At 62.2% G+C, this 24,849-nt stretch carries 26 protein-coding genes; 13 read left to right on the top strand and 13 right to left on the bottom strand.

Annotation, left to right across the window (positions count from 1 at the left end):
• Positions 1 to 148 precede the first annotated feature (148 nt).
• The 6 genes from ACE3PP_RS20145 to ACE3PP_RS20120 are packed head-to-tail and all read right to left on the bottom strand — an operon-like array spanning position 149 to position 5,506.
• Positions 149 to 1,051 (bottom strand): flagellin, encoded by a 903-nt coding sequence (locus tag ACE3PP_RS20145; protein WP_374385085.1) that lies wholly within the window; start codon positions 1,049 to 1,051, stop codon positions 149 to 151.
• A gap of 12 nt (positions 1,052 to 1,063) precedes the next feature.
• Positions 1,064 to 2,809 carry a flagellar hook-associated protein FlgK gene (gene flgK / locus ACE3PP_RS20140; RefSeq protein ID WP_374385084.1) on the bottom strand — a complete coding sequence of 582 codons (1,746 nt, stop codon included), beginning with the start codon at positions 2,807 to 2,809 and terminating at the stop codon, positions 1,064 to 1,066.
• Between the two features lie 32 nt (positions 2,810 to 2,841).
• A complete protein-coding gene (locus ACE3PP_RS20135) occupies positions 2,842 to 3,288 on the bottom strand; it encodes a hypothetical protein (RefSeq protein ID WP_374385083.1) in 447 nt (148 codons plus the stop codon).
• A 4-nt stretch (positions 3,289 to 3,292) separates the two neighbouring features.
• Positions 3,293 to 3,616: a hypothetical protein gene (locus tag ACE3PP_RS20130; protein WP_374385082.1), complete on the bottom strand. Its 324-nt coding sequence runs from the start codon at positions 3,614 to 3,616 to the stop codon at positions 3,293 to 3,295.
• A complete protein-coding gene (gene flgE, locus ACE3PP_RS20125; RefSeq protein WP_374385081.1) occupies positions 3,613 to 4,890 on the bottom strand; it encodes a flagellar hook protein FlgE in 1,278 nt (425 codons plus the stop codon). Before flgE ends, ACE3PP_RS20130 begins: the two co-directional genes overlap by 4 nt.
• A 25-nt stretch (positions 4,891 to 4,915) precedes the next feature.
• Positions 4,916 to 5,506, bottom strand: a complete 591-nt coding sequence (locus tag ACE3PP_RS20120) for a flagellar hook assembly protein FlgD (protein WP_374385080.1) — start codon at positions 5,504 to 5,506, stop codon at positions 4,916 to 4,918.
• Here ACE3PP_RS20120 and ACE3PP_RS20115 point away from each other — a divergent pair.
• From ACE3PP_RS20115 to ACE3PP_RS20085, 7 genes are all read left to right on the top strand, one after another.
• Positions 5,499 to 5,762: a hypothetical protein gene (locus tag ACE3PP_RS20115; RefSeq protein WP_374385079.1), complete on the top strand. Its 264-nt coding sequence runs from the start codon at positions 5,499 to 5,501 to the stop codon at positions 5,760 to 5,762. The genes ACE3PP_RS20120 and ACE3PP_RS20115 overlap by 8 nt on opposite strands.
• Before the next feature lie 58 nt (positions 5,763 to 5,820).
• Positions 5,821 to 6,648 (top strand): flagellin, encoded by an 828-nt coding sequence (locus ACE3PP_RS20110; RefSeq protein ID WP_374385078.1) that lies wholly within the window; start codon positions 5,821 to 5,823, stop codon positions 6,646 to 6,648.
• A 73-nt stretch (positions 6,649 to 6,721) separates the two neighbouring features.
• Complete coding sequence (gene fliD / locus ACE3PP_RS20105; RefSeq protein WP_374385077.1) at positions 6,722 to 8,401, top strand: flagellar filament capping protein FliD; 1,680 nt, start codon at positions 6,722 to 6,724, stop codon at positions 8,399 to 8,401.
• Between the two features lie 34 nt (positions 8,402 to 8,435).
• Complete coding sequence (locus ACE3PP_RS20100) at positions 8,436 to 8,864, top strand: flagellar protein FliS (RefSeq protein WP_374385076.1); 429 nt, start codon at positions 8,436 to 8,438, stop codon at positions 8,862 to 8,864.
• Between the two features lie 81 nt (positions 8,865 to 8,945).
• Positions 8,946 to 9,506, top strand: coding sequence for a sigma-70 family RNA polymerase sigma factor (locus ACE3PP_RS20095; RefSeq protein WP_374385075.1), 561 nt, complete (start codon positions 8,946 to 8,948; stop codon positions 9,504 to 9,506).
• Between the two features lie 25 nt (positions 9,507 to 9,531).
• On the top strand, positions 9,532 to 9,939 hold the full coding sequence (locus ACE3PP_RS20090; protein ID WP_374385074.1) for a hypothetical protein: 408 nt from the start codon (positions 9,532 to 9,534) through the stop codon (positions 9,937 to 9,939).
• Positions 9,940 to 9,957: 18 nt separating this feature from the next.
• A complete protein-coding gene (locus ACE3PP_RS20085) occupies positions 9,958 to 10,410 on the top strand; it encodes a periplasmic heavy metal sensor (RefSeq protein WP_374385073.1) in 453 nt (150 codons plus the stop codon).
• A gap of 18 nt (positions 10,411 to 10,428) precedes the next feature.
• Here ACE3PP_RS20085 and ACE3PP_RS20080 read toward each other — a convergent pair whose 3' ends face one another.
• Positions 10,429 to 12,057: a carboxylesterase/lipase family protein gene (locus tag ACE3PP_RS20080; protein WP_374385072.1), complete on the bottom strand. Its 1,629-nt coding sequence runs from the start codon at positions 12,055 to 12,057 to the stop codon at positions 10,429 to 10,431.
• A gap of 173 nt (positions 12,058 to 12,230) precedes the next feature.
• Here ACE3PP_RS20080 and ACE3PP_RS20075 point away from each other — a divergent pair, with 173 nt between their 5' ends.
• Positions 12,231 to 12,866 carry a TetR/AcrR family transcriptional regulator gene (locus tag ACE3PP_RS20075; protein ID WP_374385069.1) on the top strand — a complete coding sequence of 212 codons (636 nt, stop codon included), beginning with the start codon at positions 12,231 to 12,233 and terminating at the stop codon, positions 12,864 to 12,866.
• Positions 12,867 to 12,870: 4 nt separating this feature from the next.
• Here ACE3PP_RS20075 and ACE3PP_RS20070 read toward each other — a convergent pair whose 3' ends face one another.
• On the bottom strand, positions 12,871 to 13,965 hold the full coding sequence (locus ACE3PP_RS20070) for a polyamine ABC transporter substrate-binding protein (protein ID WP_374385068.1): 1,095 nt from the start codon (positions 13,963 to 13,965) through the stop codon (positions 12,871 to 12,873).
• 110 nt (positions 13,966 to 14,075) lie between these two features.
• Positions 14,076 to 14,459 (bottom strand): YbaN family protein, encoded by a 384-nt coding sequence (locus ACE3PP_RS20065; RefSeq protein ID WP_374385067.1) that lies wholly within the window; start codon positions 14,457 to 14,459, stop codon positions 14,076 to 14,078.
• Between the two features lie 106 nt (positions 14,460 to 14,565).
• On the opposite strand from ACE3PP_RS20065, the gene ACE3PP_RS20060 reads away from it, so the two are divergent.
• Positions 14,566 to 15,273 (top strand): glutathione S-transferase N-terminal domain-containing protein, encoded by a 708-nt coding sequence (locus ACE3PP_RS20060; RefSeq protein ID WP_374385066.1) that lies wholly within the window; start codon positions 14,566 to 14,568, stop codon positions 15,271 to 15,273.
• A 2-nt stretch (positions 15,274 to 15,275) separates the two neighbouring features.
• Positions 15,276 to 16,310, top strand: coding sequence for a P1 family peptidase (locus ACE3PP_RS20055; protein ID WP_374385065.1), 1,035 nt, complete (start codon positions 15,276 to 15,278; stop codon positions 16,308 to 16,310).
• On the opposite strand, the gene ACE3PP_RS20050 is transcribed toward ACE3PP_RS20055, so the two are convergent.
• Complete coding sequence (locus ACE3PP_RS20050) at positions 16,307 to 16,489, bottom strand: hypothetical protein (protein ID WP_374385064.1); 183 nt, start codon at positions 16,487 to 16,489, stop codon at positions 16,307 to 16,309. The genes ACE3PP_RS20055 and ACE3PP_RS20050 overlap by 4 nt on opposite strands.
• A 117-nt stretch (positions 16,490 to 16,606) precedes the next feature.
• Here ACE3PP_RS20050 and ACE3PP_RS20045 point away from each other — a divergent pair, with 117 nt between their 5' ends.
• Positions 16,607 to 17,497 (top strand): LysR substrate-binding domain-containing protein, encoded by an 891-nt coding sequence (locus tag ACE3PP_RS20045; protein ID WP_374385063.1) that lies wholly within the window; start codon positions 16,607 to 16,609, stop codon positions 17,495 to 17,497.
• 2 nt (positions 17,498 to 17,499) lie between these two features.
• On the opposite strand, the gene ACE3PP_RS20040 is transcribed toward ACE3PP_RS20045, so the two are convergent.
• Positions 17,500 to 19,302 carry a potassium/proton antiporter gene (locus ACE3PP_RS20040; RefSeq protein ID WP_374385062.1) on the bottom strand — a complete coding sequence of 601 codons (1,803 nt, stop codon included), beginning with the start codon at positions 19,300 to 19,302 and terminating at the stop codon, positions 17,500 to 17,502.
• Positions 19,303 to 19,512: 210 nt separating this feature from the next.
• Here ACE3PP_RS20040 and ACE3PP_RS20035 point away from each other — a divergent pair, with 210 nt between their 5' ends.
• Both ACE3PP_RS20035 and ACE3PP_RS20030 read left to right on the top strand, forming a co-directional pair.
• Positions 19,513 to 20,283: a substrate-binding periplasmic protein gene (locus ACE3PP_RS20035; protein ID WP_374385060.1), complete on the top strand. Its 771-nt coding sequence runs from the start codon at positions 19,513 to 19,515 to the stop codon at positions 20,281 to 20,283.
• Positions 20,240 to 21,079 carry a substrate-binding periplasmic protein gene (locus ACE3PP_RS20030; protein ID WP_374385059.1) on the top strand — a complete coding sequence of 280 codons (840 nt, stop codon included), beginning with the start codon at positions 20,240 to 20,242 and terminating at the stop codon, positions 21,077 to 21,079. The genes ACE3PP_RS20035 and ACE3PP_RS20030 overlap by 44 nt, the downstream gene beginning before the upstream one ends.
• A 24-nt stretch (positions 21,080 to 21,103) precedes the next feature.
• On the opposite strand, the gene argB is transcribed toward ACE3PP_RS20030, so the two are convergent.
• Complete coding sequence (argB, locus tag ACE3PP_RS20025) at positions 21,104 to 21,985, bottom strand: acetylglutamate kinase (RefSeq protein ID WP_374385058.1); 882 nt, start codon at positions 21,983 to 21,985, stop codon at positions 21,104 to 21,106.
• A gap of 294 nt (positions 21,986 to 22,279) precedes the next feature.
• Positions 22,280 to 24,361 carry a calcium-binding protein gene (locus ACE3PP_RS20020; protein WP_374385057.1) on the bottom strand — a complete coding sequence of 694 codons (2,082 nt, stop codon included), beginning with the start codon at positions 24,359 to 24,361 and terminating at the stop codon, positions 22,280 to 22,282.
• Positions 24,362 to 24,849: the final 488 nt, after the last annotated feature.

Below are 24,849 nucleotides of genomic sequence, written 5' to 3'. Positions count from 1 at the left end.
TGACAAGCTCCACCGTGAGATCTTCTTGCCGCTATCATGATGGCAATATCAATCATTTCGGCTGGGCACTGATCATGCCACGCTGAGTTGATTCTAGCGCGCGCCGCGGTCATCCATTGCACTGAACTGCCCACCAACCTCCGCCCCATCATAGATAGTCGAGCAGGTTGATCGATTGCAGCTTGCTCAGCGTGCTGAAGGCGGATTCGAGCTGCAGCTCGGTCGCCGACAGGCGCGCCGTGATCTCGGCGACGTCGACATTCTTCAGATCGTCGACCAGCGCATCGACGTAAAGCTGGAAGTCGACATTGCGGTCGAGCGCCTCGTCGATGCTGGCGGCGGTGCCGGCGATACGGGCCTGCTCGGTCGACATATCCTCGATTGCCTCATCAAGAAGACCGAAGGCGTCTTGCAGCAAATCGACGTCGACCGGGTCTTCGTCGGCTTGGGCGACGGCGCTCAACGCCCGCATCAGCTTTTCGAACCCCGCCGCATCCGCCCGCGTGCCGTAACTGATGGTCTGGTCGGGCGACGCCTCGTAGCTCGCCACACTGGTGCTGCCGCGATAGTAGCTCACATCCGCCGTTGCCGGATCGGTCGCTGCGTAGGCCGTGATGTCAACCGGCGCATCGGTCGACATGGTGCCGGCAAAGACGTAATAGCCGTCGACCTTGGTGTTGAGCAGGCTCGCCACTTCGGCAAGATAGGCCTCGGCCTGGACATTCATGCCGCTCACTTCGCCGCTCGCCCCCGAGATCACTGAGGAAAGCCAGGTGCGCGCGTTGCTGGCGAGGTCCAGGAGCTTGGTCGTGGCGCCGTAGCTTGCCTCGACGCGCGTCGCCACAAGCGTGCCGTTGCTGACATACTGGTCGGCGGCCTTCATGTCGGCTTCGAGGCTGATGATGGTGCGGGCGTTCGCGCCATAGCCGTCATAAGTCAGCGATTTGACGGTGGTCGCCAGCTGCGTCTGCTCGGCGGCATAGCGCTTCTGCACATCGAGCGCCTGGGCGATGAATTGCCGCTGCTGGCTGAAGGATGAAATACGGTCCATGCCTGCCGGCTCCTAGATCATGTTGAGAAGCGTTTTGTACATTTCCTGAACGACCGACACGACCTTGGCCGCAGCCTGGTAGTTCGTCTCCAGGAGGGAGAGTTCGGCCGTTTCCTCATCGAGATTGACGCCCGACTTGCCGGCGAGGCTGCTTTCCAGGCTGCTCAGCGTGCCGGCTTTGATCTCGGCACTTGCTTCAGCCTCGCTCGCGGAAACGGCGACATGCGCGATGAGGTTCGCGGCGTAGCTGGCGATATCGGTGGTGGCGGTCGCCATGCCGCCACCGCCGGGGAAGGTGCGGTCCGCCGCCAGATTGTCGATCATCGCATTCACGGCCGATGCATCGCCGCTGGCAACGCCCTTGCTGCCGATGGCGAGCGTCGCCTCGGTCGAGAGCGAGCCGCGCGCCAGGAGCGCGGGATCGGTCGCGATGTCACTGCGCACGCTGAGTTTACCATCGGCGCTCCGCACCATCACATCGTTGAGGCCGAGTGCCGCCGAAAGCGTCTCATTTGACGCGCCGACCCCGCCCGAGATCTGTCCGAGGCCCACACCCAGGTTTGGATCGTCCGAGGTGATGACCAGCTTGCCATCGGCATCATAACCGGCCGAAAGGCCAGGAATGGCATCGAGGCCCGCGACCAGATCGTCATTGGTGGCATAGAGCGACAGGTCGAGATCTGCATAGGATTGCACATTGCCATCGGCATCGAGAAGGGCGACCCGCAATGTCCCGCTGCCGTTCAGGGCATCGGTTCCGGTGATGGGCTCGGAACTGGTCAAGGAATTGGGCGCCGGAACCGAGGTGCCGGCGTTCTGGGCGGCATTTACGGCGTCGAGAATGCCGGCGGAAAGATTGTCGACCAGCTTCTGCTCAGCGACCAGCGTTTCATCCCGCACCGTGAATAGCCCGGACATCAGGCCGCTGCCGATAAATCCGGTGATATCCTGGCCGCCCACGCTGACACCGGAAAGGCCCGTGCTGCTGGCCGGATCGTAAAGTGTCGTAGCGTCGATGGGCGAGGTCGGTGTGAAGGACAGTTCATGCACATTGTCGGTGAGGAGCGGCACGCCACCTGGTCCATAGACCGAGACTGCACCATTGGCATTGGTGAAGTAGCTGATATTGAATTGCTCGGACAGTGCCGCGATCTGCTGCATCTGCTGGTCGACCAAATCTGCCGTACTGACGCCGGTCGCCTGTGCGCGCATCACCTGATTGTTGAGTTCATCGAGATTGTGCAGGGCTGCGTTCACGGCAGCAACGCTGTCTGCGATGCTCTGATCGGCCTCCTGGCGTAAATCCTGGATCGAATCAGTCAGGCCATTGGCGGTATCTGCGAGGTCGGCGAGATCGGAGATGACTTTCTGGGCATCGCTATCGCTGGCGGGCGAGGTGGAAAGAGCCTGCAAGGAGGACGAAAGGTCGCCGATCTTCGTCGCAATCGTGTCGTCGCCGGTCGTCGAACCATAGGCCGATTGTAACTGATCGAGATAGGCGGCAATGATCAGCGCCTCGGCACTTTGGGTCCGGGCCGCGTTGGTGCGCTTTTCCAGTCCCGCATCGACCTGGCGTTGAATCTCGGCGAGCGACACACCATTCCCGAGCCCACTGACGATGACCGTCTGTGGGGCGACAGTCTTGCGCGTGTAGCCGGCAACATCGGCATTGGCGATATTATTGGACGTGACCGAGATGGCGGTCTGCGTCGCCTTCAGGCTGGATGTGGCAATGGTCAGGGCGCTGCTGAGGGACATGGCGCGTCTCTACTCCCGGGTCATGCTTCGGATCAGGCGTTTGTGGTGCGCACGTTCATGGCACAGCGGTGGAGATAGCCCTTGCGGAGATCGGCGTTCGGACCATAGGTCTCGTGACTGGTATAGGCGCTGCGACGGGCCTCAATCACCGTTTCGATGCGTTCCTGGGTCGCGGCGATCGCACTTTCGATGCAGCGCTGGTGCCGCGCGGCGGTGCCCGCGAGTTCCTCCAATGTCTCCTTGAGAGTATCGAGCGGTGGCAGATCGTGCGCCAAAGCCCTGGCACTGAGGTACTCCAGCAGACTGGTCAATTCCTCGCGCATGAAGTTGGCGGCCGCCAGCTTTTGCCGGTTGCGGTCGTCCGCACCTTTGAGCACACCGTCGCTGATCATTGCCATGTCCTCCTGCAGATGGGCCCGCAGGCGGCGAAGGAGATCGATGGTCGCATCGATCCGGTGATCTTTCTGCGAAGCACTCATCGCATCAACCTTTCATGTTATGGGCAAGGTGGTGCCGCGCCTGGGCGTAGGCCTGAGCGGCCCGGGCGGCGCTGGCATGGAGACGCAACCGCAGGGAAAGGTCGCGGCGATGCCGATCGAGGACCTGAAGATTTGTCCCGATTTCGTCGAGCAAGGCCTGCAGGCGAATGCGCCGGGCGGCCTCCCACGGGGATTGTTGCGACTGCAGGTTGGCGAAGGCCTCAATTTCGCTGACCGCCGCGCGTTCGATGCGCTTCGAGCGCCGCAATGCCCGATCAAGATCCGTGCTAGCAACCGGCAGGTCGCCAAAGGTGGCCGCTTCATTCATCGAATGGCACTCATGAGCGTGTCGATCATTTCGTCGGCGGTCGTCACCACTTTCGAGGCGGCGGAATAGGCCTGTTGTGCGATGATCATGCGGCTGAACTCGTCGGCGATATCGACGGTCGAGGTTTCGACCGATGAACCCCGAACGAGGCCCGCACTGCCTTCGCCGGCATCGCGCAGGATATAGTCGCCGGAGGCAACGCTGGGGATGAACACATTGTCCGACAAGGCCTGCAGGCCGTTGGGATTGGTGAAGGTTGCGACCGGAATCTTGTAGATGGGCAAAGTGAGGCCATTGTCGAAGTAGGCGGTCACAAGTCCGTCCTTGCTGACTTCGACGCTGGTGTAGGCGCCGTACTTCGCGCCGTCGACATCCAGCCCATCGAGTTGCAACTCGATCACGCCATCGTCGGAGGCATATTGAGTAAGGGCGCCTTCATCCTCGATATCCAGGGTCAGGTTGACATCCGACGCGCCCGAACTCATGCCAGTGAAGGTCAGCGCCATCGGCGAGGGTGAAACCGTATCGAGGTTACCGTCGGAATCGAAGGTGATGGCGAATGGTCCACCGGTGCTGGTGCCGGTGACGATGCTGGAATCGTCCGGGTCGGTGGCATTCCCGACCGTCATTTCCCAGGCATTGGCCCCGGTCTTCTCCCAGGTGAGGGTCGTCGAGTGAGCAACACCGAGGCTGTCATAGAATTCGACGTCGAGGCTCACCGTATCGCCGACGGCGGCATCGGCTGGGAGACCGGCTGTCAGTTCGACGGTGCTGCTCGCCTTGGCGAGACCCGAGACGATATCGACATCGATCGGGGTGAGATTGTCGACATTGTGGACATCGCCGTTGAGCGGTTCGCCGTCGGCGTCGACCCGGTAGCCCATTAGGCAGTACTGCCCGCTTAGGGATTTGAGATAACCGTCTTTGTCCGGCGAGAACTCCCCATTCCTGGTGTAGGCAAAATCTTCCTGGCCATTTTTGCCTAGTTGGGCAACGACGAAAAATCCGCCGCCGTCGAGCGCCAGATTGGTCGACACCGTGCTGCTCTGAATGAGGCCCTGAAGGCCGATATTGCGGTTGTCCGTGACGCTGACACCACCTGATGCGTAGGCGCTGCTGTTATAATTCTGCGTCACCAGGGAGGAAAAACTTGCCGTGGTCGCCTTGTAGCCGACCGTGCTGCTGTTCGAGATATTGTCCGAAATCATCGAGATGGCCTGGCTCTGCGCATTGAGCGCGGAGACGGCGGTGTTGATGGCGCTGCCGAGGCTCATGGGTCTCTCCTATTCTCTGGCTTGTTCAGGATCCGAGGGCGACGATCGAGCTGATCGACAAAGCGAGGTCGCCGACGAGCAGCACGATTTCGTCGCCGCTGGTGCTGACATTGGTGATGGTGCCGGTGCCGTAGATGTCGCTTTCGATCTCGCCGCCGGTTGCGTTACGTGCATCGACGCTGATCGAATAGACACCGTCCTCGAGGCTGTTCCCGTCGGCATCCTTGCCGTCCCAGGTGAAGCTGTTCTTGCCTTTGGCGGTGTCGCCGGCGCCCTGATAGACGATGTTGCCGTCCTGGTCCTTCACGGTGATGGTGACGCTCTCGGCTTCTTCCGGCAGATCGTAACGCCAGGTCGCCTCGCCATCTGTCAGCATGCCGTACTCGCTGGCATAGGTGACACTCTTGCCGATGTAGGAGAGGGCCAGCGTATTGGTATTCCAGCTAACGAGGCTGAGGAGGTCGTTCAGCGTATCATTGGTCTGGATGGCCTGTTCGACGTCGGCATATTGCACCAGCTGGTTGGTGAATTCCGCCGTGTCCATCGGGTTGAGCGGATCCTGGTTCTGCAACTGGGTGGTCAGCAGCGTCAGGAACGCCTCATAGTTCGTGAACAAGGTCGTCGAACTGGTGCTGGTGCTGGTGCTCGTGCTGGTCGCCGTCGAAATGGTGCTGACCGACATCGCTTTGTCTCCTCCTGTCCGCCGTACAGAAGACAAACGTTCGGCGCATCGATCCCGGGCGGTGAAAATGCGCCCGTTCGTTAAAATTCTCTTAAATGCGCATTGCCTAAAAAATCAGCGCCCGGATGGCGCGGCCCGCCCGTTCAATCTTCAGTCAGCCCGCAAAGAGCACGGCGTGTTCCCGGTCTGATGGTCGTGGCGGCTAAAGAGCCGCTGCTCATTCTTTCTCAAGCGGGTGGAGATATCTCATGCCTGTTATCGCAACAAACACAGCGGCCAACACGGCGCTGCGCTACCTCAACCTCAATTCGGCCCAGGAATCGAGTTCGGTCGCCAAGCTGTCCAGCGGCTCGCGCATCACCAAGGCGTCCGACGACGCCGCGGGCCTCGCCGTCGGCGTCCGGTTGCAGTCCGATGTTACGGTTCTGCAGCAGGCATCGACCAACGCCTCGCATGGTGCCTCGGTGCTGCAGACGGCAGACGGCGGTGCCGCCCGAATTTCCGACATCCTGCAGCGTATGAAGACGCTGGCCTCGCAATCGCTGTCGGGCGCCGTCACCGATGACGAGCGGGCCTATATCGACTCGGAATTCGGGGAGCTGATCTCGGAAATCGACAGCATTGCCTCTGGCACGCGTTTCAACGGCGAATCGCTGCTCGACGGCACCACGGATTTTGCGACCGGCGTCGACTTCCTGCTCGGTACCGATGCGGCGACGGATTCGCTGACCGTCACCATCAACGATATCGACGCGACGGCGCTCGGCGTCAACGCGTCGACGGTGGATACCCAGGCCAATGCGGAGACGGCGGCAACCGCGATCGATGCGGCCATCGATCTGGTCCTGACGGCTCGCTCCAGCATTGGCGCGCAGATGTCCCGCTTCGACTATCGTGGTCAGATGATCGATACGTCGATCGAAAATCTCTCAGCGGCGCAATCGGCCATCATGGATGCCGACGTTGCCGAAGAGCAGAGCGCCTTGACCACGGCTGAAGTCCTGACCGACGCCAGCATCTCGGCGCTGAGCCACGCCAACGATATGGCGACGCGCCTTTCCAAGTTGCTGCAGTAAAGCGGTGACGGTCCCGGGGCGGCTGTGGCCAACCCGGGACCGGCGCCGACGCGAAATGGAAGCGAGGTAGAAAATGGCGGTCATCTCGGCAACGGGTTCCAGCAACATCAGTGCCGTGACCTCAGCCAGCACCAGCCTGGACACGGAGGCGCTGATCGAAGCGGCGGTCGAGCAACGCCTGGCCGCAGCCGACGCGATCGAACTCAATATCACCGCAGCCGAGGCCAAGCTCAGCGCCTACCAGCAGCTGCAAACGCTTCTGCTCACACTTTCCAGCACCGCCGACAACCTCAAGAACCCGGCCAGTTCGACGCAATCGGATGCGTTCGACGGTCGCGCAGTCACGCTGTCGGCAAGCGGCGGCGGCACGGCGACAAATCTGATAGGTGCCACGGTCGAGGACGGCGCCCAGACCGGTAGCTACGACATCGTTGTCGAGCAGGTCGCGAAGAACCACAAGATTGCCAGTGACGGCATCGCCAATTCCGGGACAGATTTGGGGCTGTCGGGGAGCTTCACCCTGGGGGCAGCGGGATCGGAGACGGTAACGATCGATGTCGATGCGGGTATGTCGCTTTCCGAAATAGCTGCCGCCATCAATGCGTCCAGCGACGATAGTGGGGTCTCGGCCTCTATCCTTAAGGTGTCCTCTTCCTCCTATATCCTGGTCTTGAGCGCTTCGGAGACCGACGCCCAGATATCGCTCGGCGACAGCAGCGGATCGGTTCTCGAAACGCTGGGACTGGTTACTGCATCGGGTGGAATCGGCAACGAATTGCAGGCGGCAGCACCCGCTATCCTCACCATCGATGGGATCGAGGTGACGCGTTCCAGTAACGAGATCGACGATCTTATCGACGGGGTCACGCTCTATCTTTACGACGGTGACGAAAATACCACCGTGACGCTCGATATCGGCGCCGATCTAACCGGTATCAGCAATGCCATCACCGACTTTGTCGATGCCTATAACGCGCTACGCGATTTCATTCTGACCAATCAGGCGACGGGCAGCGACGGCACCGCGGCTGACGATGCGGTTCTTTTTGGATCGTCCTTGCTGCGCGACATCAGCAACGAACTCTCCAGCCTGTTCGGCACCAGCACCGATGACGGCGCGACGCAACTGTCGACGATCGGCATTACATTGGATGCCAACAACTATCTGGTGATCGACAGCACGGCGCTGGCCGATGCACTCAGCACCGATCTTGATGCGGTCGCGGGCCTGTTCCGCTTCGAGGCGACGACATCCTCGACGGACCTTGCCGTCATCAACAATGGCACGGGTGGCGCCAGCGGCGACTACACATTCGATATCGCGGTCGATGGCGACGGGAATATCTCGTCGGTCTCGGTGAATGGCGACAGCTCGCTGTTCACGGTGACAGGCAATCGGATCAAGGGGAAGGACGGCACGATCTTCGAAGGGATGACCTTTGCCTATATCGGCTCCACCTCCGCCTCGGTCGAGGTTTCGATCAGCCGGGGAGTAGGGCAGCTGTTCGCCGACCGGCTCAACGACTATGTCGGTGCCTATGCCGGGGCCGACGGGGCGCGCCTGACCGAGGAAATGTCCGCACTTCAGGACGGCATCGATCGGATGGAAACCGATGTTTCCAACATCGAGCGCCGAACCGAGGATTATCGCGCCTGGCTCACCGAGTATTACGCCCGGATCGAGGCGCAGATCAACGCGGCAAGCCGGCTGCGCGACCAGCTGGAACAGCTGCTGGCCGACAACAACGATTGAGCCCGCAATAACGATTTAGCTTGAGGACGGCAACATGAAACGGGGAACGGCCATAGCGACAGGTGCCTATCGGCAGGCGCAGATCGGCGGCAATGCCGTGGTGATGGTCCTGTCGCTCCTCGACGCGGCGCTCGCAAGCCTCATGCGGGCGGAAGAAGCGCGCCGCGAGACACATTTGGACATGGAACTCGCGGAACTCGACCGCGTGTCGCGTATCATGCTGGGGCTCAATTCGGCCCTCGACCGCATGCGCGACTGGCCGCTGATCGGTCGTCTGGAGCGCTTCTATCTCACGATCAGCTTCCATGCGCTGGCCGTGCCGCGGCGAAAGGATCCATTCCAGGCCTATGAGCGGCTCGCACGACAGCTTCGTGGCATGCGCGATGCTTGGGCGCGGATTGCGCGCGAAGGCGCGGCGGCGCGTGGGGCGGCCGTGGGCAGGGATACCAATGTCATTCTCTAGGCAGATCGGCGGAACGGCGGCACTGGCTGCCAGCAGCGCGACCGAGGCCATGAGGGGCCGGGGGGGGCGGAAGAAAGTGTAATGTCGGATGAAGATTTGCTCGAGTTGATGCGGGCCGACGACGAATCGGCTTATCGCACCCTCGTGGTCCGGCATATCTATCGCTGCCAGCGCTTGGCGGTCCGGGTGCTGCACGACAGCGCCCTGGCCGAGGACATCGTCCAGGACGTCTTTCTGCAATTGTGGATCCGCCGGGCGGACTGGCGCCAGACCAATGCCAAATTCACGTCCTGGCTTTTCCGCGCCGTGTTCAACCGGTGCATCGATGTCAAGCGTAAGCAGCGCGATATTGCACTGGACTCTGCCGAGGAGCCGGCCGACCAGCAGGCCGATGCGGTGACGCGGATCTATCAAAGCCACGTGATGCGGCGCCTCAGGAGCGCCATGACGCAACTGCCGAGCGCACAATATGTTGCCTTGTTTCTAAGCTATCATGAGGGCTATAGTGCCAAAGACACTGCCTCGGCAATGGGTATCTCGGTGACAGCCGTAGAGTCGCTCCTAAAGAGGGGCCGACAAAACCTCAGGGACCAATTAAAACGGGACCGCCTCAATGTGCAGCAAGCCTTCCCCGATTCATGAGGCTTCGCCTCATCCTGACCTATCGTTGGCCGAATTTGAAGCGGGTCTCGACCGCTATGGGGCCGACCTGTCCCGCTGGCCGCCGGAGATCCGCGCTGCCGGCGAGGCTCTGTTCGTTCAATCGGCAGAGGCAAAAGCCGCCTGGCATGATGCACGTCTGGTCGACGAATTCCTCCTCTCGCGCGCCGACACCAGTCCGCCCGGTGAACTTGTGGAACGCGTCATGGCGGCGCAGCGCGCCCACGATTCCGCTCATCCTGAGGAAGCTATCAGCCCGCTCCGTATGCCTTGGCCGCGCGTGCTGCAGGCGGCGCTACTCTGCTGCATCGTCCTCTTGATCGGTGTTGTCGCCGGAGATCTCGCGGCCTCCAAACCGGCAGATTTCGACGCGTCCGGCATTTTCCTGGTCAGCTCGGACCAATTCTATATCTAGGGGTGGCGGCGAGTGACGATGCGTGAATCTATTGGGGGCGTTCCGGCAAGCCGCCTGCTGTTCCTTTCCCTGCTCGGGAACCTGTTTCTGATCGGTTTCGTCGCGGTCCAGTGGCTGGGCTATGCGCCGCCGCCGCAAGGGCCGGTGGCACCACCACCGCCGGCGGAACTGATCGACCGGCTAAGCGGATCGGTCAAATCTGCGGAAGGGAGGGCCGCCATCCTTTCTGTCTACGAGGAGCGCCGGAAAGATCTCGACATGCTTTACGGCGAGCTGGGTCATTCGCAATTGGTGGCGCAGCAGGCCTTCGCATCCGATCCTTTCGACGCGGCTGCCTATAAGACCGCACTGGCCGCGCGGAAACAGGCGGCCGACCGCTTCTTCTCCGCCATGTCGGAGATGTTCCTCGATCTGGGGAGCCGGCTGTCGCGGGATGATCGCGAACGCATCCTGGAGCGCGGCCGGCTTTAAGCAGAATCAGCAGGCGTTCTATTTGCCGGCGGTGATTTGCCGGTAGATCGTCTCGGTCCACCATTGCCGCCGTGGGCCCGCCGGGTCGGCAACGACGCGGATGTCGCGGCCAAAGCACATGACGGCACGCTGCGCCTTGTCATAGCGCGGCCAGGTCGGAAGATTATCCACCCCGTCTCCATTGGGATTGCCACCAGTGGCGAAGGAAAGGATGGCGTCCATCATGGCGGCAGCGGTCCGATCACGCCGTCTCGCATCATCTGCCGGCATTTCGTCGCCCAGCAGGTGACGCCCGGCCGACGTCTCCCATTTCTTGAACAGGAAGGCCTGGTCGGCGGCATGCTGGGCGCGCCGCCGGTCATCGACCGACCAGTCGAAGAGAAACGTCCAGACATTGGAACCCTGTCCCGCAGCTTCGTCGGCGAACCAGATGCTGGGCAGGCGGAACAGCAAATCGCCGAGCAAATGCAGTCCCCGGCTTCCCTCCGTGTCGTGCGCGAACCAGGAATCGTAGAGGGCGCAGACCGATTTGCGCTGCTCGGGCGTCAGCGCCGGCAGGCGCTCGGCGGTCCAGCGGACGGGATGCTGGTCCAGCGTCGCGTCCCAGTTGAGCCACAGGCCCATCTCATAATCCGTGCAGCCGATCATCACGTCGATCCCGGTGACGTGTCCATGTCGCGCCGCCGTGAACGGATCGACCGGCGCATAGCTGCTGCTGACCCGGGGCCAGAACAGGGCGTCCATTTCGAACAAAGTGTCCGATGCAGCGGCCACCTCTACTAGGCGGTTCATGATGTCGGCTGTCGACAGGGCCGTGAGTTCCGCCATCGTGGTGACGCCAAGGCGTGCCAGGAAGCAATTGGCCTGGGTGAGGCCGTGGGTCTCGCTCCACTCATGCGGCAGGGGGGCCGTCATGCCGGGCAGGCCGGCAACGCCACTCATCATGATGACACGCCGGGCGATTCCCGCAAGGCGCCCGGCCGCCAGATGCCAGCTGATATCGATGCTGCCGGCGGACTCGCCCATCACCGTGATGTTCATGGGATCGCCGCCGAAGGCCGCAATATTGTCGCGGATCCATTCCAGTGCCAGGATCTGATCGCGCAAGCCGTTGCTGTGGCTGCCGCGATAGTCGGCGCCGCCCAGCCCGCTCAATTCCAGCCAGCCGAAAATTCCCAATCGGTAGTTGATGGAAACGAAGATGACGTCCTGCGCGTCGACGAAGCGGTCGCCGTGATAGATTTCCAGCCGGCTGCTTTCCAGCCAATTGGCGCCGCCGTGGATCCAGACCAGCACGGGCTTCCCACTGGCGCCGTTCGGGCGGCGCCAGATGTTGAGCGTCAGACAATCCTCGGACCCGACCCAGCGTGCCGGGGCGCCATCCGCCGGGCTCCCGGTGAACTCTTCATAGGCACCTTCGGTCGGATCGAAAATCTGCGTGCCGGCGGCGCCGAAGCGGCTGCAATCAAGTGGTGCCCGCCACGGTTCCTTGGCGCGCGGTGGCCGGAAGCGCAACTTGCCCAGCGGTGGCTCGGCGTAAGGGATGCCCAGAAAGAGCTGCTGCCCGGTCCGGGCGTCGGTAATGCCTTGCACCGGCCCCGAGCGTGTCTCGACGACGGGACGTTGGGCGCTGTCGCGATCTGTCATTTCCACAATCATGCCTTCACCTGTCACGGTGCCTGTGTGGCACCGGTTAAATTGGAGTTCACTTCAAGATTGGTGTCGCGCATGAAACTGTCCTTCGGCATCATGTCGCTGCGGTGCGCGCGAGTCCCCGATCCATTCATGTGCCGCACCTGACCTGATCCGGAGCGATTTCGATGGCGGCAACGAACGAGAAGAAGGCGCCTGTCGCCTTGCGTGACCGCAAGAAGCAGCGGCAACGCGCGGCCATGATCGATGCGGCCGGGCAGCTGTTCCGAGACCGCGGCTTCGAAGGTACGCGCATGGAGGATATTGCCATCGCCGCCGACGTGTCGGTCGCGACGGTTTACAATTATTTCCCGACCAAGCAGCTGATCCTGCTCGACATCGTCCGCGCCAACGTGCAGGGCAGCCAGGACTCCTGCGCCGCCGTGCTGAACGACCCGCCGGCAGATCCTGTCGAGGCCTTCATGGCGCTCATGAAGATCGAAATCGGCGACATCAACGGTGCTCCGGACAAGAAGCTCTGGCGGGAATTGCTGGCCTCGATGATCCGCGACGAAGAGAACCGGATTGAGATCGAGGATCTGCGCGGTCTGTTCCGCGCCAACCTGCGGCGCCTCGCCAAGTCGCTGGGCCAGGCCTCGGCGCTGTCGCCCAAGGCGGATATCGAGGCCATTGTCGATATCGCCTATGCCATTTTCGCCTATCATTTTCGTCAGCTGGTCTGTCTCGATCAGCTCACGGTCCAGCAGAGCCTGCGCTTCATCCGGCGCGATCTCAAGGCACTGCTGGTACCGCATGCCGTCTGAAAGATCACATCCCGCTTTTGAATTCCGTCCAGGCGCGGGTTCGCAGGCGGTCATATTCCTGCGATGCGGTGACTGACGGGAACAGCCGCTTCTTCACATCCTCGGTCGGATAGATCGTCTCGTCGGCAGCCCGTTCCGGGGTCACGAAATTCCGGCTGTCCGGCACCGCGTTGGCATAGCCGACCGTGTTGACGAAATCGGCGCTCACCTTGGGTTCCAGGATGAAGTTGATGAAGGCATAGGCCGCCTCCGGGTGCGGCGCATCGGCGGGGATCGCCATCATGCCGAACCAGGAGAGGGTGCCTTCCTTGGGCACGATGTACTGGAGCTTGACGCCATTTTTCGCTTCATCGGCGCGCGCCTGCGCGATCGTCGCGTCGCCCGACCAGCCGATAGCGAGGCAGATGGTGCCGGCGGCGAGATCGTTGAGGTACGAGCTTGAATGGATGTAGCGAAGATGCGGGCGGATCGCCAGCAGCGCATTCTTGGCGCGCTCCAGATCCTCAGCCTTTTCACTGTTGGGCGGGAGGCCCAGATAGTTGAGGGCGATGGGCATCACGTCGGCAGGTGAATCGAGGACGGAGATGCCGCAATCCTTGAGTTTCTCGGCATTGGCCGGATCGAAAAGGATGGCATAGCTGTCGAGTGCCACGCCGGGCAGGCGCTTTTGAACTGCATCGACATTGATGATGAGGCCGGTGCTGCCCCAATCGTAGATGATGCCGTGCTTGTTGCCGGGATCCGACTGTTCGACCGCCTTCATCAGGTCGGGGTCGAGATTCTTCCAATTGGGAATCTTGCTGCGGTCGAGTTCCAGGAGTGCCCCTGCCTTGACCTGATAGGGAAGGGAAGTGGCCGTCGGCACGACGATATCGTAGCCGGAAGCACCGGTCAGGAGTTTTGCCGTCAGTACTTCGTCGCTGTCATAGGTGTCGTACTGCACCTTGATGCCGGTTGCCGCCGTGAAATCGGCGACCGTGCTGCCACCGATGAGGTCCGACCAGTTGTAGATGTTGATCTGCTTGTCTTCGGCCGCGGCCGGCATCGCCGCCGCCGCAAGGAAGGTGGCAACAAGGACGCAAGTTCTAGCGTGGCGCATGATCCGGGCTCCGTCGATGGCCACGAAAATCGCGGCCGATCGTCAAAGGCTAGGTGGCGCCAGCCGGTCTTGTCAAATAATTTTATAGTCAACTATAAAATTATAGAAAACTATTTTGAGGTGGGTGGATCGCCGCGCGGACCTTCCGGCCGGGAAATCAGAAAGGCTGCAACGCCGAACGCCACTATTCCCTGGATGCTCAGCACCCACAGCGGCAGTTGCATGAGGATGGTGCCGGCAAGTGCACCGGCCAGCAGCAGCAGCGCCAGGATTTTCGCCCGCCGGGGTACGGCGCCATACCGGCGCCAGTCGGCGATGAGCGGACCGAATGTGGCGTGATCCAAGATCCAGCGCTCCAGCTTCGGGGAAGAACGGGCGAAGGCGAAAGCCGCCAACAGAATGAAAGGCGTCGTCGGCACCAGCGGCAGCACGATCCCGGCTATGCCCGCACCAACCGAGAGGATTCCGAGGGCAATCCACAATGGTTTGGTCATGGACGGCGGTTTGATCATGGGCGGTCGGGGTTAGGGGGCTGGCTTTGCATGCCATGTTCTATATCTTGTCGGCATCTTCGAGACCATCATCATAGAGACCCGACCGATGAACGCCTTGTCGCACTTCCCGATCACCAGACGTTGGCCGGCACAGCATCCGGATCGCTTGCAGCTCTACTCCTTCCCGACGCCGAATGGTGTCAAAGTCTCGATCTTGCTGGAAGAGATCGGCCTGCCCTACGAGGCGCATGCGATCGACATCACCAAGAATGAGACCTGGGGGCCGGAATTCCTGTCGCTCAATCCCAACGGTAAGATTCCGGCCATCATCGATCCGGACGGGCCGGGCGGCAAGCCGCTGGGCCTCTTCGAATCCGGTGCCATCCTGCAATATCTGGCAGAAAAGACGGGCAAGCTCATCTCCGCCGACCCGATCCGTCGTTGGGAGACCGTGCAATGGGTCTATTTCCAAATGGCGAATGTTGGCCCGATCTTCGGCCAGGTCGGCTTCTTTCATAAATTTGCCGGTAAGGACATTTCCGACAAGCGCCCGCTCGAGCGCTATGTCAACGAAACGAAGCGCCTCCTCGGCGTGCTCGATGAACGGCTGGCGGGGCGCGACTGGATCATGGGTGCCGACTTTTCGATCGCCGACATCGCGCACCTGGGCTGGGTGCGCAACCTTATCGGCTTCTATGGTGCGGGCGACCTGGTCGAGTACGGTAAGCTCAAGAATGTGCCGGCTTGGCTCGAACGCGGGCTCAAGCGCCCGGCGGTCGAACGCGGCCTCGCCATTCCGGCGCGTCCGGCCTGAAGATGGCCAGCTCGCTGGAGCGCAGTCGCGCCCGAGATCTTGGTTTGACGTTCGGCCGCTATCCGACCGGGACCATGAACGCGATCACCGATGTGGACGGACTCCTCGTCGGTCATGTGACGTTGATCGAAGGTGACCGCACGCGCACCGGGGCGACCGTGATCCGACCGCATCCCGGCAATCTCTACCAGGAGAAAGTGCCGGCGGGTCTTGCCATCCTCAACGGCTACGGCAAGCTTGCCGGTGCGACGCAGGTGATGGAACTGGGCGAGATCGAAACACCGATTGTCCTCACCAACACGCTGGCGGTCGGTCGTGGTATCGAGGCGACGGTCGGCTGGTCGCTGGCGCAGGAAGGCAATGAGCGCGTGACCTCGGTCAATGCCGTGGTGGGCGAGACCAATGACGGGCGCCTGAACGATATCCGTGCGGCGCGACCGAGCGTTGCTGAAATTCGCAGTGCCATCGACACGGCGACGAATGGACCGGTCACGGAAGGGGCCGTTGGGGCCGGCACCGGCACGGTATCTTTCGGCTTCAAGGGCGGGATCGGCACATCATCACGGCTGGTCGGCGAATTCTCGCTGGGTGTGCTGGTGCAGTCGAATTTCGGCGGCACGCTGCGCATTGACGGCCGTCCCCTGTTGGGTGAAATGGCGGATCCCGACGGCTCGATCATGATCGTGGCGGCGACCGATGCGCCACTTTCCGACCGCAACCTCCGGCGCCTCGCCGAACGTTGCTTCGGTGGCCTGGCGCGAACGGGTGCGGCCTTGAGCAACGGTTCGGGTGACTATGCGCTGGCCTTCTCGACCCATGCCGATGTGCGGCGCACGCCAGCGCGGCGCCGGGCGGTGCAGTCGATCCCCGAGCTTCCCAACGAACTCGTCTCGCCCCTGTTTGAAGCGGCAATCGAGGCGACCGAAGAAGCGATCCTCAATTCCCTCTGCATGGCAACCGACATGGCCGGTTTCGATGCTGCGAAAGGACGTCCGTCCAAGGTGGCGGCCCTCCCCTTGGAGCGGCTCCCCCGCTAGAGGAAGCGCGCCCGTTCGGCAGCGACGAGGTCTTGGGCATCTCGGTGCGACATGCCCAGATCGCGCAGCATATGCTTTGAAAGTCGGCTGAAATCGACCGGCTTTTGTTGGCTCTTGGCATGCAACCACGCCCAGTTCCAGGGTAGGAGGCCGCGGGACAAGGTCTCGATCAGTGTCATTTCCATCTCCATCAGGCCCAGTCAAACTTATCTTTCGGGCTTCAATTTCGGCTAGACATGCCCAAAAAACCAACTAATCCTCTAAGGATATGGATAAGCCAAATTTATGGATAGATGATGTCGAAGCTGCCACCTCTCAGCGCCATTCGGGCTTTTGAGGCCGCGGCGCGCCTGGGTTCCTTCACCCAGGCGGCAGCCGAGCTTGGTCTGACCCAGGCCGCCATTTCCTATCAGGTGAAGCAGCTCGAGGACCGGGTTGGGGCGCCGCTGTTTCTTCGCCAGGCGCGTAAAGTAGTACTGTCGGAAGCAGGCAAACGCCTCGCCCCGGCCGTGGCCGATGCCTTCCAGCGTCTCCATTTTGCTTTCGACGCCTTGAAGCAGAGCGATGAGAACGTGCTGTCGGTAACAGCGGTCAGCACCTTCTGCACCAATTGGCTCGTGCCGCGCTTGGGTACGTTCCAGGCCGCCCATCCCGACATTGCCGTGCGCCTCGACATGTCGACACGCCAGATCGATTTCACGCGTGAAAATTTCGACCTCGGCATTCGCGGCGGCCGGGGCGATTGGCCAGGCCTTGCCGCCCATCACCTCCTGCCGCTGGAAATCAGCGTCTATGCGAGCCCGACCTTCCTCGCTACGGCAGGGCCGATCGCCGGGCCGGCCGATCTCCTGCGCCTGCCGCTTCTCGACTGGACCGACAATGCCTGGCGCCTGTGGTTCAAGGCAGCGGGGATCGCCGATCCGCGCCCAAGCTCCGGCCCCAACATCATGGCGCCCACCCAGCAGATTCTCGGTAATGCGGCGATGGCGGGGCAGGGGTTGGCGCTGCTCACACCGGCATTCTTCCGCAGAGAAATCGCAGAAGGCCGTCTGGTGCAGGTCCTGCCCATTCTCGCGCGTGAGCCGGTAGATTACTGGCTGGTCTATCCACAGGAACGGCGCAATCAGCGCAAGATCCGCGTCTTCCGCGATTGGCTGTTGCGTGAGGTGGCGGCCGACCTCGCCTGATCTCAGACGCCCGTGAGGCGGCGGAAGGCGCGCCAGGTCTTCATCGGATGCTTGAGCTTGCGCAAGGTGCGCGTCACGGGGAGGTGAACGCGTGTATCCTCGAGCTCGAGGCCGATGCGCTGGATGCGCCCGTCGCGCGCCTCGCGCACGACCAGCTCGATCTCGCCGAGCTTCAATCGGTCGCCCGGGACTACCTGATCGCCAAGCCGTTCGTGAAGGTAGGCGCCGAGCGTCAGATCCTTGGCAACCTGGCCGACAGGCAGGCCGTAGAGGAGGGCGAGGTCGCTGGCCAGCGTTTCCGCCTCGAACACGAACTCGCCGAAACCGGCGGCCGACGCCTCATCGACTTCGTGATGGGCGAAGAACTGGTTGAGCCCGGCGATTTCCGCCGACGGCGCGATGGCGATGACATAGTCGCCGGCAAGCGGCCGCGTTTCGCGAAAGAGGGCGATCGGCGCTGACTCGCGGATGACGCTGATGATCTCGGCTTGGGGCGGCAAGTCGATCTCGCCGTAATCGTAGTTGAGGATGCGCGCCCCCTCCTGCACGCGGTAGCCGGCGAGTTCTCGTGTCGCGCCGTGGCCCAGGCTGATGTCGAGGTCCTGCCCGTGCGGCGCGGCGTGCGGCACTTCAAGGCCCAGGAACCGCGCCGCCCGCCCGACGGTCCAGCCCTGCACCAGAAGCGACGTCAGCACCGCCACGAAGGCGACGTTGAAATAGACCTGTGCATTTGGCACCTCAGCCAGGATCGGGATCGAGGCGAGGAAGATGGGGACGGCACCACGCAAGCCGACCCAGGCGACGAAGCCGCGCTCGCGCCAGTTGAAGCGGAAGGGAATGAGGCACAGCATTACCGCGCCCGGCCGCGCTATCAGGATGAGGCCCAGCGCCAGAATGAGGGCCGCCGCCAGATCGGCGATGAGGGCCGAGGGTGTCACAAGGAGGCCCAGCATCAGAAACATCGCGATCTGGGCGAGCCAGGCGAGCCCGTCGAGGAAACGGGTGATCACCTGCTGTGCGCGGTAGGGCGTCTGCGCCAGCATCACGCCCGCCACATAGACGGCGAGAAAGCCGCTGGCATGGACCGTGTTGGTGCCGGCGAAGATGAGGAGGGCGCCCGCTGTTGCCAGCACCGGATAGAGCCCGGCGGAGAGGGTGAGGCGCTGCAGCAGCCAGCGTAAGCCAAAGCCGCCCGCCATGCCAATGATGCCACCCCCCACCAGTTCCAGGGTGAAGCTTGCCAGCACATACCAGCCGCTCACCGCCGCGCCCGCCTGTACGAGGTGCACGGCCATCAGGGTCAGGAACACGGCCATCGGGTCGTTCATGCCGGATTCAAGTTCCAGCGTACCGCCGACGCGGGCATTCACCGCGACCCCTTGCCCGTGCAGCAGCATGAAGACGGCGGCGGCGTCGGTCGAAGCCAGGATGGCGCCCATCAGCACGCCTTCCAGCGGCTGCATGCCGAGGACCAGTACCGCCATCCCCGCCATGCACAGCGCGGTCAGCAGCACGCCGAAGGTCGCCAGCGTCAGCGAGGGCCAGAAGACCAGCTTCACCACCTCGCGCGGGGTCCGCAGTCCGCCCTCGAACAGGATGATGGCAAGGGCGATCGAGCCCACGGCGAAGGTCGCCTGATAGCTCTGGAACGGAATCCCCAGCAACCCATCCTCGCCCGCCATCATCCCCAGCACCAGAAAGACGAGCAACAGGGGCGCGCCAAGCCGCGAGGAAAGCTGGCCTAATAGAATGCTGATAAGGGCCAGGAGCGCGCCGAGAAAGATGAGCTGATTGATGAGGGCCAAGCTGCGCGATCTCCTGTCTCGGCCAAGACCAGGCAAAGTGCCTGACAAGAGCCATCCGATGCTGATTTTCCCAATATGTCAGGACATTTCTTGTGCCGCAAAGGGCATAACGCATTCTTGTTGGTAATTTCTCAACAAATGCCCTCTAATTTTCACGCTGACAGGCGTTCTTTCTACGCACAAATGGCGATGGCAGGTGAAATGCGGACGATGATCCGGTTTTTCAGGTTGGCCTTCCTCTGCTTGATCGCTTCTTTTGCCGGCGCGACACCGGTTCCTGCCAAGGAGCCCGTGCGCATCGCCTTCGCCATCGACCTCACGCCGCTCTCGTTCGAGGAGGGTGGTGCCGCGCGCGGCATCTTCGTCGATCTTGCCCGCGAAGCGTTCGAGAAGCGGCTGCAGGTGCCGCTCAGCGTCAATCTCTATCCCTGGGCGCGCGCGCAGCAGATGGTGCGCGAGGGGACTGCCGACGGCTTCATCACCGTCGCCACCAAGGCGCGCCAGGAATATGCCAATTGCGGGCGCATTCCGGTCCTGCGGGTGCCGCTGCACCCGCTGGTGCGCGCCGATGATCCGAAAATGGAGCGGATGAACGCCGCTGCGTCGCTCGCCGACCTCAAGCCCTTCAAGATCATCAGCTATCTGGGCAACGGATGGGCCAAGGAGAATCTGGCCGACTTCAACGTTCATTATGCCGCCGATTTCGGCGCCTCTATCAACGGTCTGGCGGCAGGGCGCGGCGACCTCGCTTTTGCCACCACGGTTGCCGGCGGCTACTATCTGCGCGAACACAATCTGGCCGGCCAGCTGACGATGCTGCCTTTGGTGGTCGATGATTACAGTTACGTGCTGTGCCTCGGCAAGAACTCGCCCATGGTTGGCCTCCTCTCGGAATTCGACCGCGTTATCGAGGTGATGCGGGCCGAGGGGGCGTATCATGCGATCCTTCGGCGGTACGGCCTCGATCTCAATGTCTTTTGAGGGCAGGCAGAGCCGGTCCTTGCGCCGTGCCGGCATCGGCGCGCTCCTTGCCCTGCTTGCCATCTTCGTTCATTCGCCGCAGCCCGTTGCGGCCGAGACGCCGATCCATCTGGTCTTTGCCGAGACGGCGGCGCCGCTCGCCTTCGGCGAGGATGGCCAGGTCCGGGGTATCGAGGTGGATGTGGCGCGCGAAGTCTTCACGAAGCGCTTGGGGCTAGCGATCGACACGCAGCTATACCCTTGGGAACGCGCGCAGCAGATGGTGCGGAATGGCGAGGCCGACGGCTTCATCAGCATCCCCACGCCGGAACGCGACAGCTATGCCTCTTGCGGGCAGGTGCCGGTGGTGCGCATGCCCATGCGGGCCACGATGCGGCGCAATCATCCCCAGCGCGAAGATGTTGCCAACCTGCGGACCCTCGACGACCTGCGTCCCTTTGCGTTGGTGAGCTATCTCGGCAATGGCTGGGCACGGCAGAAGCTGGCCGGGTTCAACGTCACCGATGCGGCCGATTTTCCGGCCTCGCTGCGTGGGTTGGCCCTCGGCCGGGGCGATATCGCCCTGGTGGCGGCACTCAGCGCGCAATACTACGTCAACAAGCTGCAGCTGCGGGGCAAGCTGGTGATCCTGCCCAACGATTTCGACACGGTCGAATATGTGCTGTGCCTGGGGGACAAATCGCCCCATGCCGCCAAGCTCGCCGAATTCGACCGCGTGCTTCAGGTCATGCGGGCCGATGGCGGCTATGTCCGCATCCTGAAATCTTACGGCCTTGAGGCCGATTCGGCCTATTGACGGCGTCGCGGCAGTCGCGGCGCCTCAGCCCCGCGTCACCAGCGTGCCGATGCCCTGCGGCGTGAAGATTTCCAGCAGCATCGAATGCGGCACGCGCCCGTCCAGGATGACGGCCGCCTCGACCCCGCTCTCGACCGCGCCCAGGCAGGTTTCGAGCTTCGGGATCATGCCGCCCGAAATGGTGCCGTCGGCGGCGAGCGCCCGGACTTCGCCGGCGGTCAGCTGCTGCATCAGCTGGCCCGATTTGTCGAGCACACCCGGCACGTCGGTCAGCATCAGGAGGCGCGAGGCACCGATGGCGGCGGCGATGGCGCCGGCGGCCGTGTCGGCATTGATGTTGTAGGTCTGCCCGTCCGGGCCGAAGCCCACGGGCGCGATGACGGGAATGACGCCGGCCTGCTCCAGCGAGCGGATGATGCTGGGATTGACCTTGTCCGGCTCGCCGACGAGGCCCAAATCGACCCGCTCGCCATCCTTGGTCATCTCGGTCTTCTTGGCATGGAGCAGATTGTCGTCCTTGCCGGAAACGCCCACCGCCTTGCCGCCGGCCGCGTTGATCGCGGCCACGATCTGCTTGTTGATCGAACCGGAAAGGACCATCTCGACCACTTCCATGGCGGCGGCGTCGGTGACGCGCAATCCGTCGATGAACTGCGACTGGATGTTGAGCCGCTTCAGCATCTCGCCGATCTGCGGGCCGCCGCCATGTACCACGACGGGCAGGATGCCGACCTGGCGCAGCAGGGTGATGTCGCGGGCGAAGATATTGGCCAGTTCCTTGTCCACCATGGCGTGGCCGCCATATTTGATGACGAAGCGCTTGCCGGCATACTTCTGCATGTAAGGCAGGGCCTCGGTCAGGGTCTGCGCGGTCTTCAGCCAGTATTTGGTGTCGCTAATGCTCATCGTCCGGCCATCGCTGCCCCGGTACTTGACCGGGTGGTTAAAAGGATTGGTGCAACCAAGATCATCCGGCGCGCAAAGTGCGGTCGGGGGACTGTAAAATCAAGGGAAAATCGTGGGGGAGGGGGTGACGGGAGAGGCGTCGCCTCAAGAAACCAGAAGTTGAGCGCTGCGCAAGTCTTTCTTTGAGGGCGTCGGACAATCTCTTCCCCAAAAAGGAAACACCACGGCGCGTTTCGGGCGCGCCGTGGTGCTGCAGGTGCTACCTAGGGAGAGTAGCGCCAAATCGTGCCGGCCTTACACGATCGCGTGGCCGTTCTGCTCCGTGACAATAAGGGTCGCATTGTTGTCGAAGGCGAAGATTGTGGTGTGGTGGCCGATATAATGTGCGGCACCGGCTGCATCTGCCTCCGCCAGCGAGTGAATGGCCTGGCCCTTATAGGTGATGCCGTCGAATTCGATCTGGTCCTCGAAGACGTCGAAGTCGGTGATGACGTCGGTTTGCGATTCGCTGTTGAACAGGAAATGGTCGGCACCTTTGCCGCCCTCCAACGTGTCGTGGCCACTGCCGCCGGAGATGACATCGTTCCCGGCGCCACCGATCAGGTGGTCGTTGCCATCTTCGCCGAAGAGCCGGTCGCTGCCGCCCTTGCCGGTGATGGTGTCATCGCCGCCACCGCCCAGAATCTGCTCGCCATAGGCATGGCCGGTGATGCGGTCATCGCAATCCGTGCCGAAAAGCGTCTTCAAGGAATCGCCCTCGACGCCGATCGTGGTCGCGACCGTATTGCCGGCACCCGTCTCGCCGCGCTCGTCGAAGACGGTGATGGTGAGATGACGCAGTGCCTCGTCCGGATTGTCGACTCGGCTTTCGAAATGCAGGCTCTGCAGCACGCTCTGATATTCGGCGACGGTCGCATAGCCCTTCAACGTCAGCGCGCCCGTATCCTCGTCATAGCTCACCTTGATGTTGCTGCAACGGCTGAGATCGACACCAAGGACATCGTGATCCGCATCGAGGCCTTGGGCGATCTTGACGATGGCGCCGCCCAGATATTTGGAATCGGCATCGCCGATTTTCAGACTTTCGGCGAAATAAACCGCGGCACCGCCCTCGTGATAGGTGTTGGCATGCGGGGTAGGCGCGCCGTCGTCATAGAAACCCACGGCACGCGGCCGCTCACCCGTGGCGGAATCCAACGCATTTGAGACCGTGACGATGGTTTCGCCCTGATCCAGGAAATCGCCGTCGCCGTTGAGATCGCTGAGGCGAACGATGTTGCGCGACGCCGCTTCGCTGGCGGCGGACGAGTAGGAGGTGATGAGCACATCGCCATTGGCATCGGCGGCGATGGAGAAGCCGAACCGATTGCCGAAACCTTCCGGCAACAGGGACATGTCCCAGACCTTTTGGACTTCGCCAGCCTGGTCGATGTCGCCGCTGTTGTTGAGGTCGGTCAGCTTGAAGACGCGGGAGCTGCCGGCGGCCGTCGCCGAATAGTCCCAGGTAAAGACACTGCCGTTCTGCGCGGCGACGGCGAGGTCCATGGTCACACCGAATGCATTACCGTCGGCGATGAAGACCTTGGCTTCGCCGGCATCGATCACGTTGTTGCCGTTCTTGTCTTCCAGGCGGTAAATCCGGTCGGTGTCGCCGCCGACGGTGTCGGCAAGAAAGGCGACGTTGCCCGTGAAGGACAGATCGAAGGCGGAGGAAGACAGGTTCAGCGTCTTCAAATCGACCCAGCGTGTGGCTTCGCCGGCATCGTTGGCATCGCCATCGTGGTTGAGATCGACGGTGCGATAGATGGCGTCGTCCGGCTGGCTCGCCGTACCGGCATTGACGACATAGACGATGCCGGCGGCATCGGTCGAGACGCCGTTGGGGGTGGGAAGCTGCAGCCCGCCGGCATTGTCCCTCGAGAACCAGACTTGCGCCTCGCCCGCATCATTGGCATCGCCGTCATGGTTGAGGTCGCGCGTCACATAGACGGCGTCATCCTCGCCGTCGGCGATGTAAACGGCGCCGTCCTTGGCCTGGTGGATGGCGTAGACATTGTCCGTGGGGGAAGCGAGGCCGCTCTGGTTGCTGGCGTCGAAGTAGACGCTGTGCTCACCGGCATCCAGCGTATCGCCATCTCCATTGCGGTCCTTGATCAGAAAGACCTTGCGGGCGAGCTGATCGCCATAGAGCGCCGTCAAAGGTTGATAGGCGGGGGCAAGGCTCAGTTCCGGCGTTTCCACCGTTGGCTTGGGCTTGGGCATGTGACTGCCGCCATTGTGATGGAACGCGTGCCAAAAGCCGCCGCTTCCCCAGTTCGACCAGCCGTGGCCGAAGAAGTCTTTGCCGCCGAAGCCGGATTTGCCTGCCTTACCCATAATTTCCTCTCCAAAATGAAGCGTTCACCAACAGCAAAATCGACGGCATTTTATGCAAATGAGAATCATTTGCAATTCATAAATGAAGAATCTGATTTGGCGAGGTCTGGGGAGGTCAAAACCCCCTTTAGCGCCTGTCATGGGCCGCGCAGGCGGGCCATCCACGCGGTCACCTGCCGCAGGTCAGATGAGACAGGGGCTGCGTTCCGCAATGTCGGCCCCATCGACCCTGCCAAGCGGCACCTCATTACCTCTCCCTTCGCGGGAGAGGGTCAGGGTGAGGAGGCGAGTGACGGGGCCTCCCAAGACGGCACCGCAACCTTCCCGGTGCTCAGGCCCAGTTCCTCAAATTCATGGTCGGCGCAGGCCAACCACCCGCGCATTTCTATCCGACCGAGACCCGTATGCCTTGACGAGAATATGTGCACCGATAAATTGTGCAAATCATGAAACGTGCGCGCTTCTCTGTTGGGGTGACGATCAGCTTA

It is taken from the genome of Dongia sp. (assembly GCF_041910485.1).
GTDB lineage: Bacteria > Pseudomonadota > Alphaproteobacteria > Dongiales > Dongiaceae > Dongia.
This window is presented reverse-complemented; position numbering and strand designations above follow the sequence as displayed.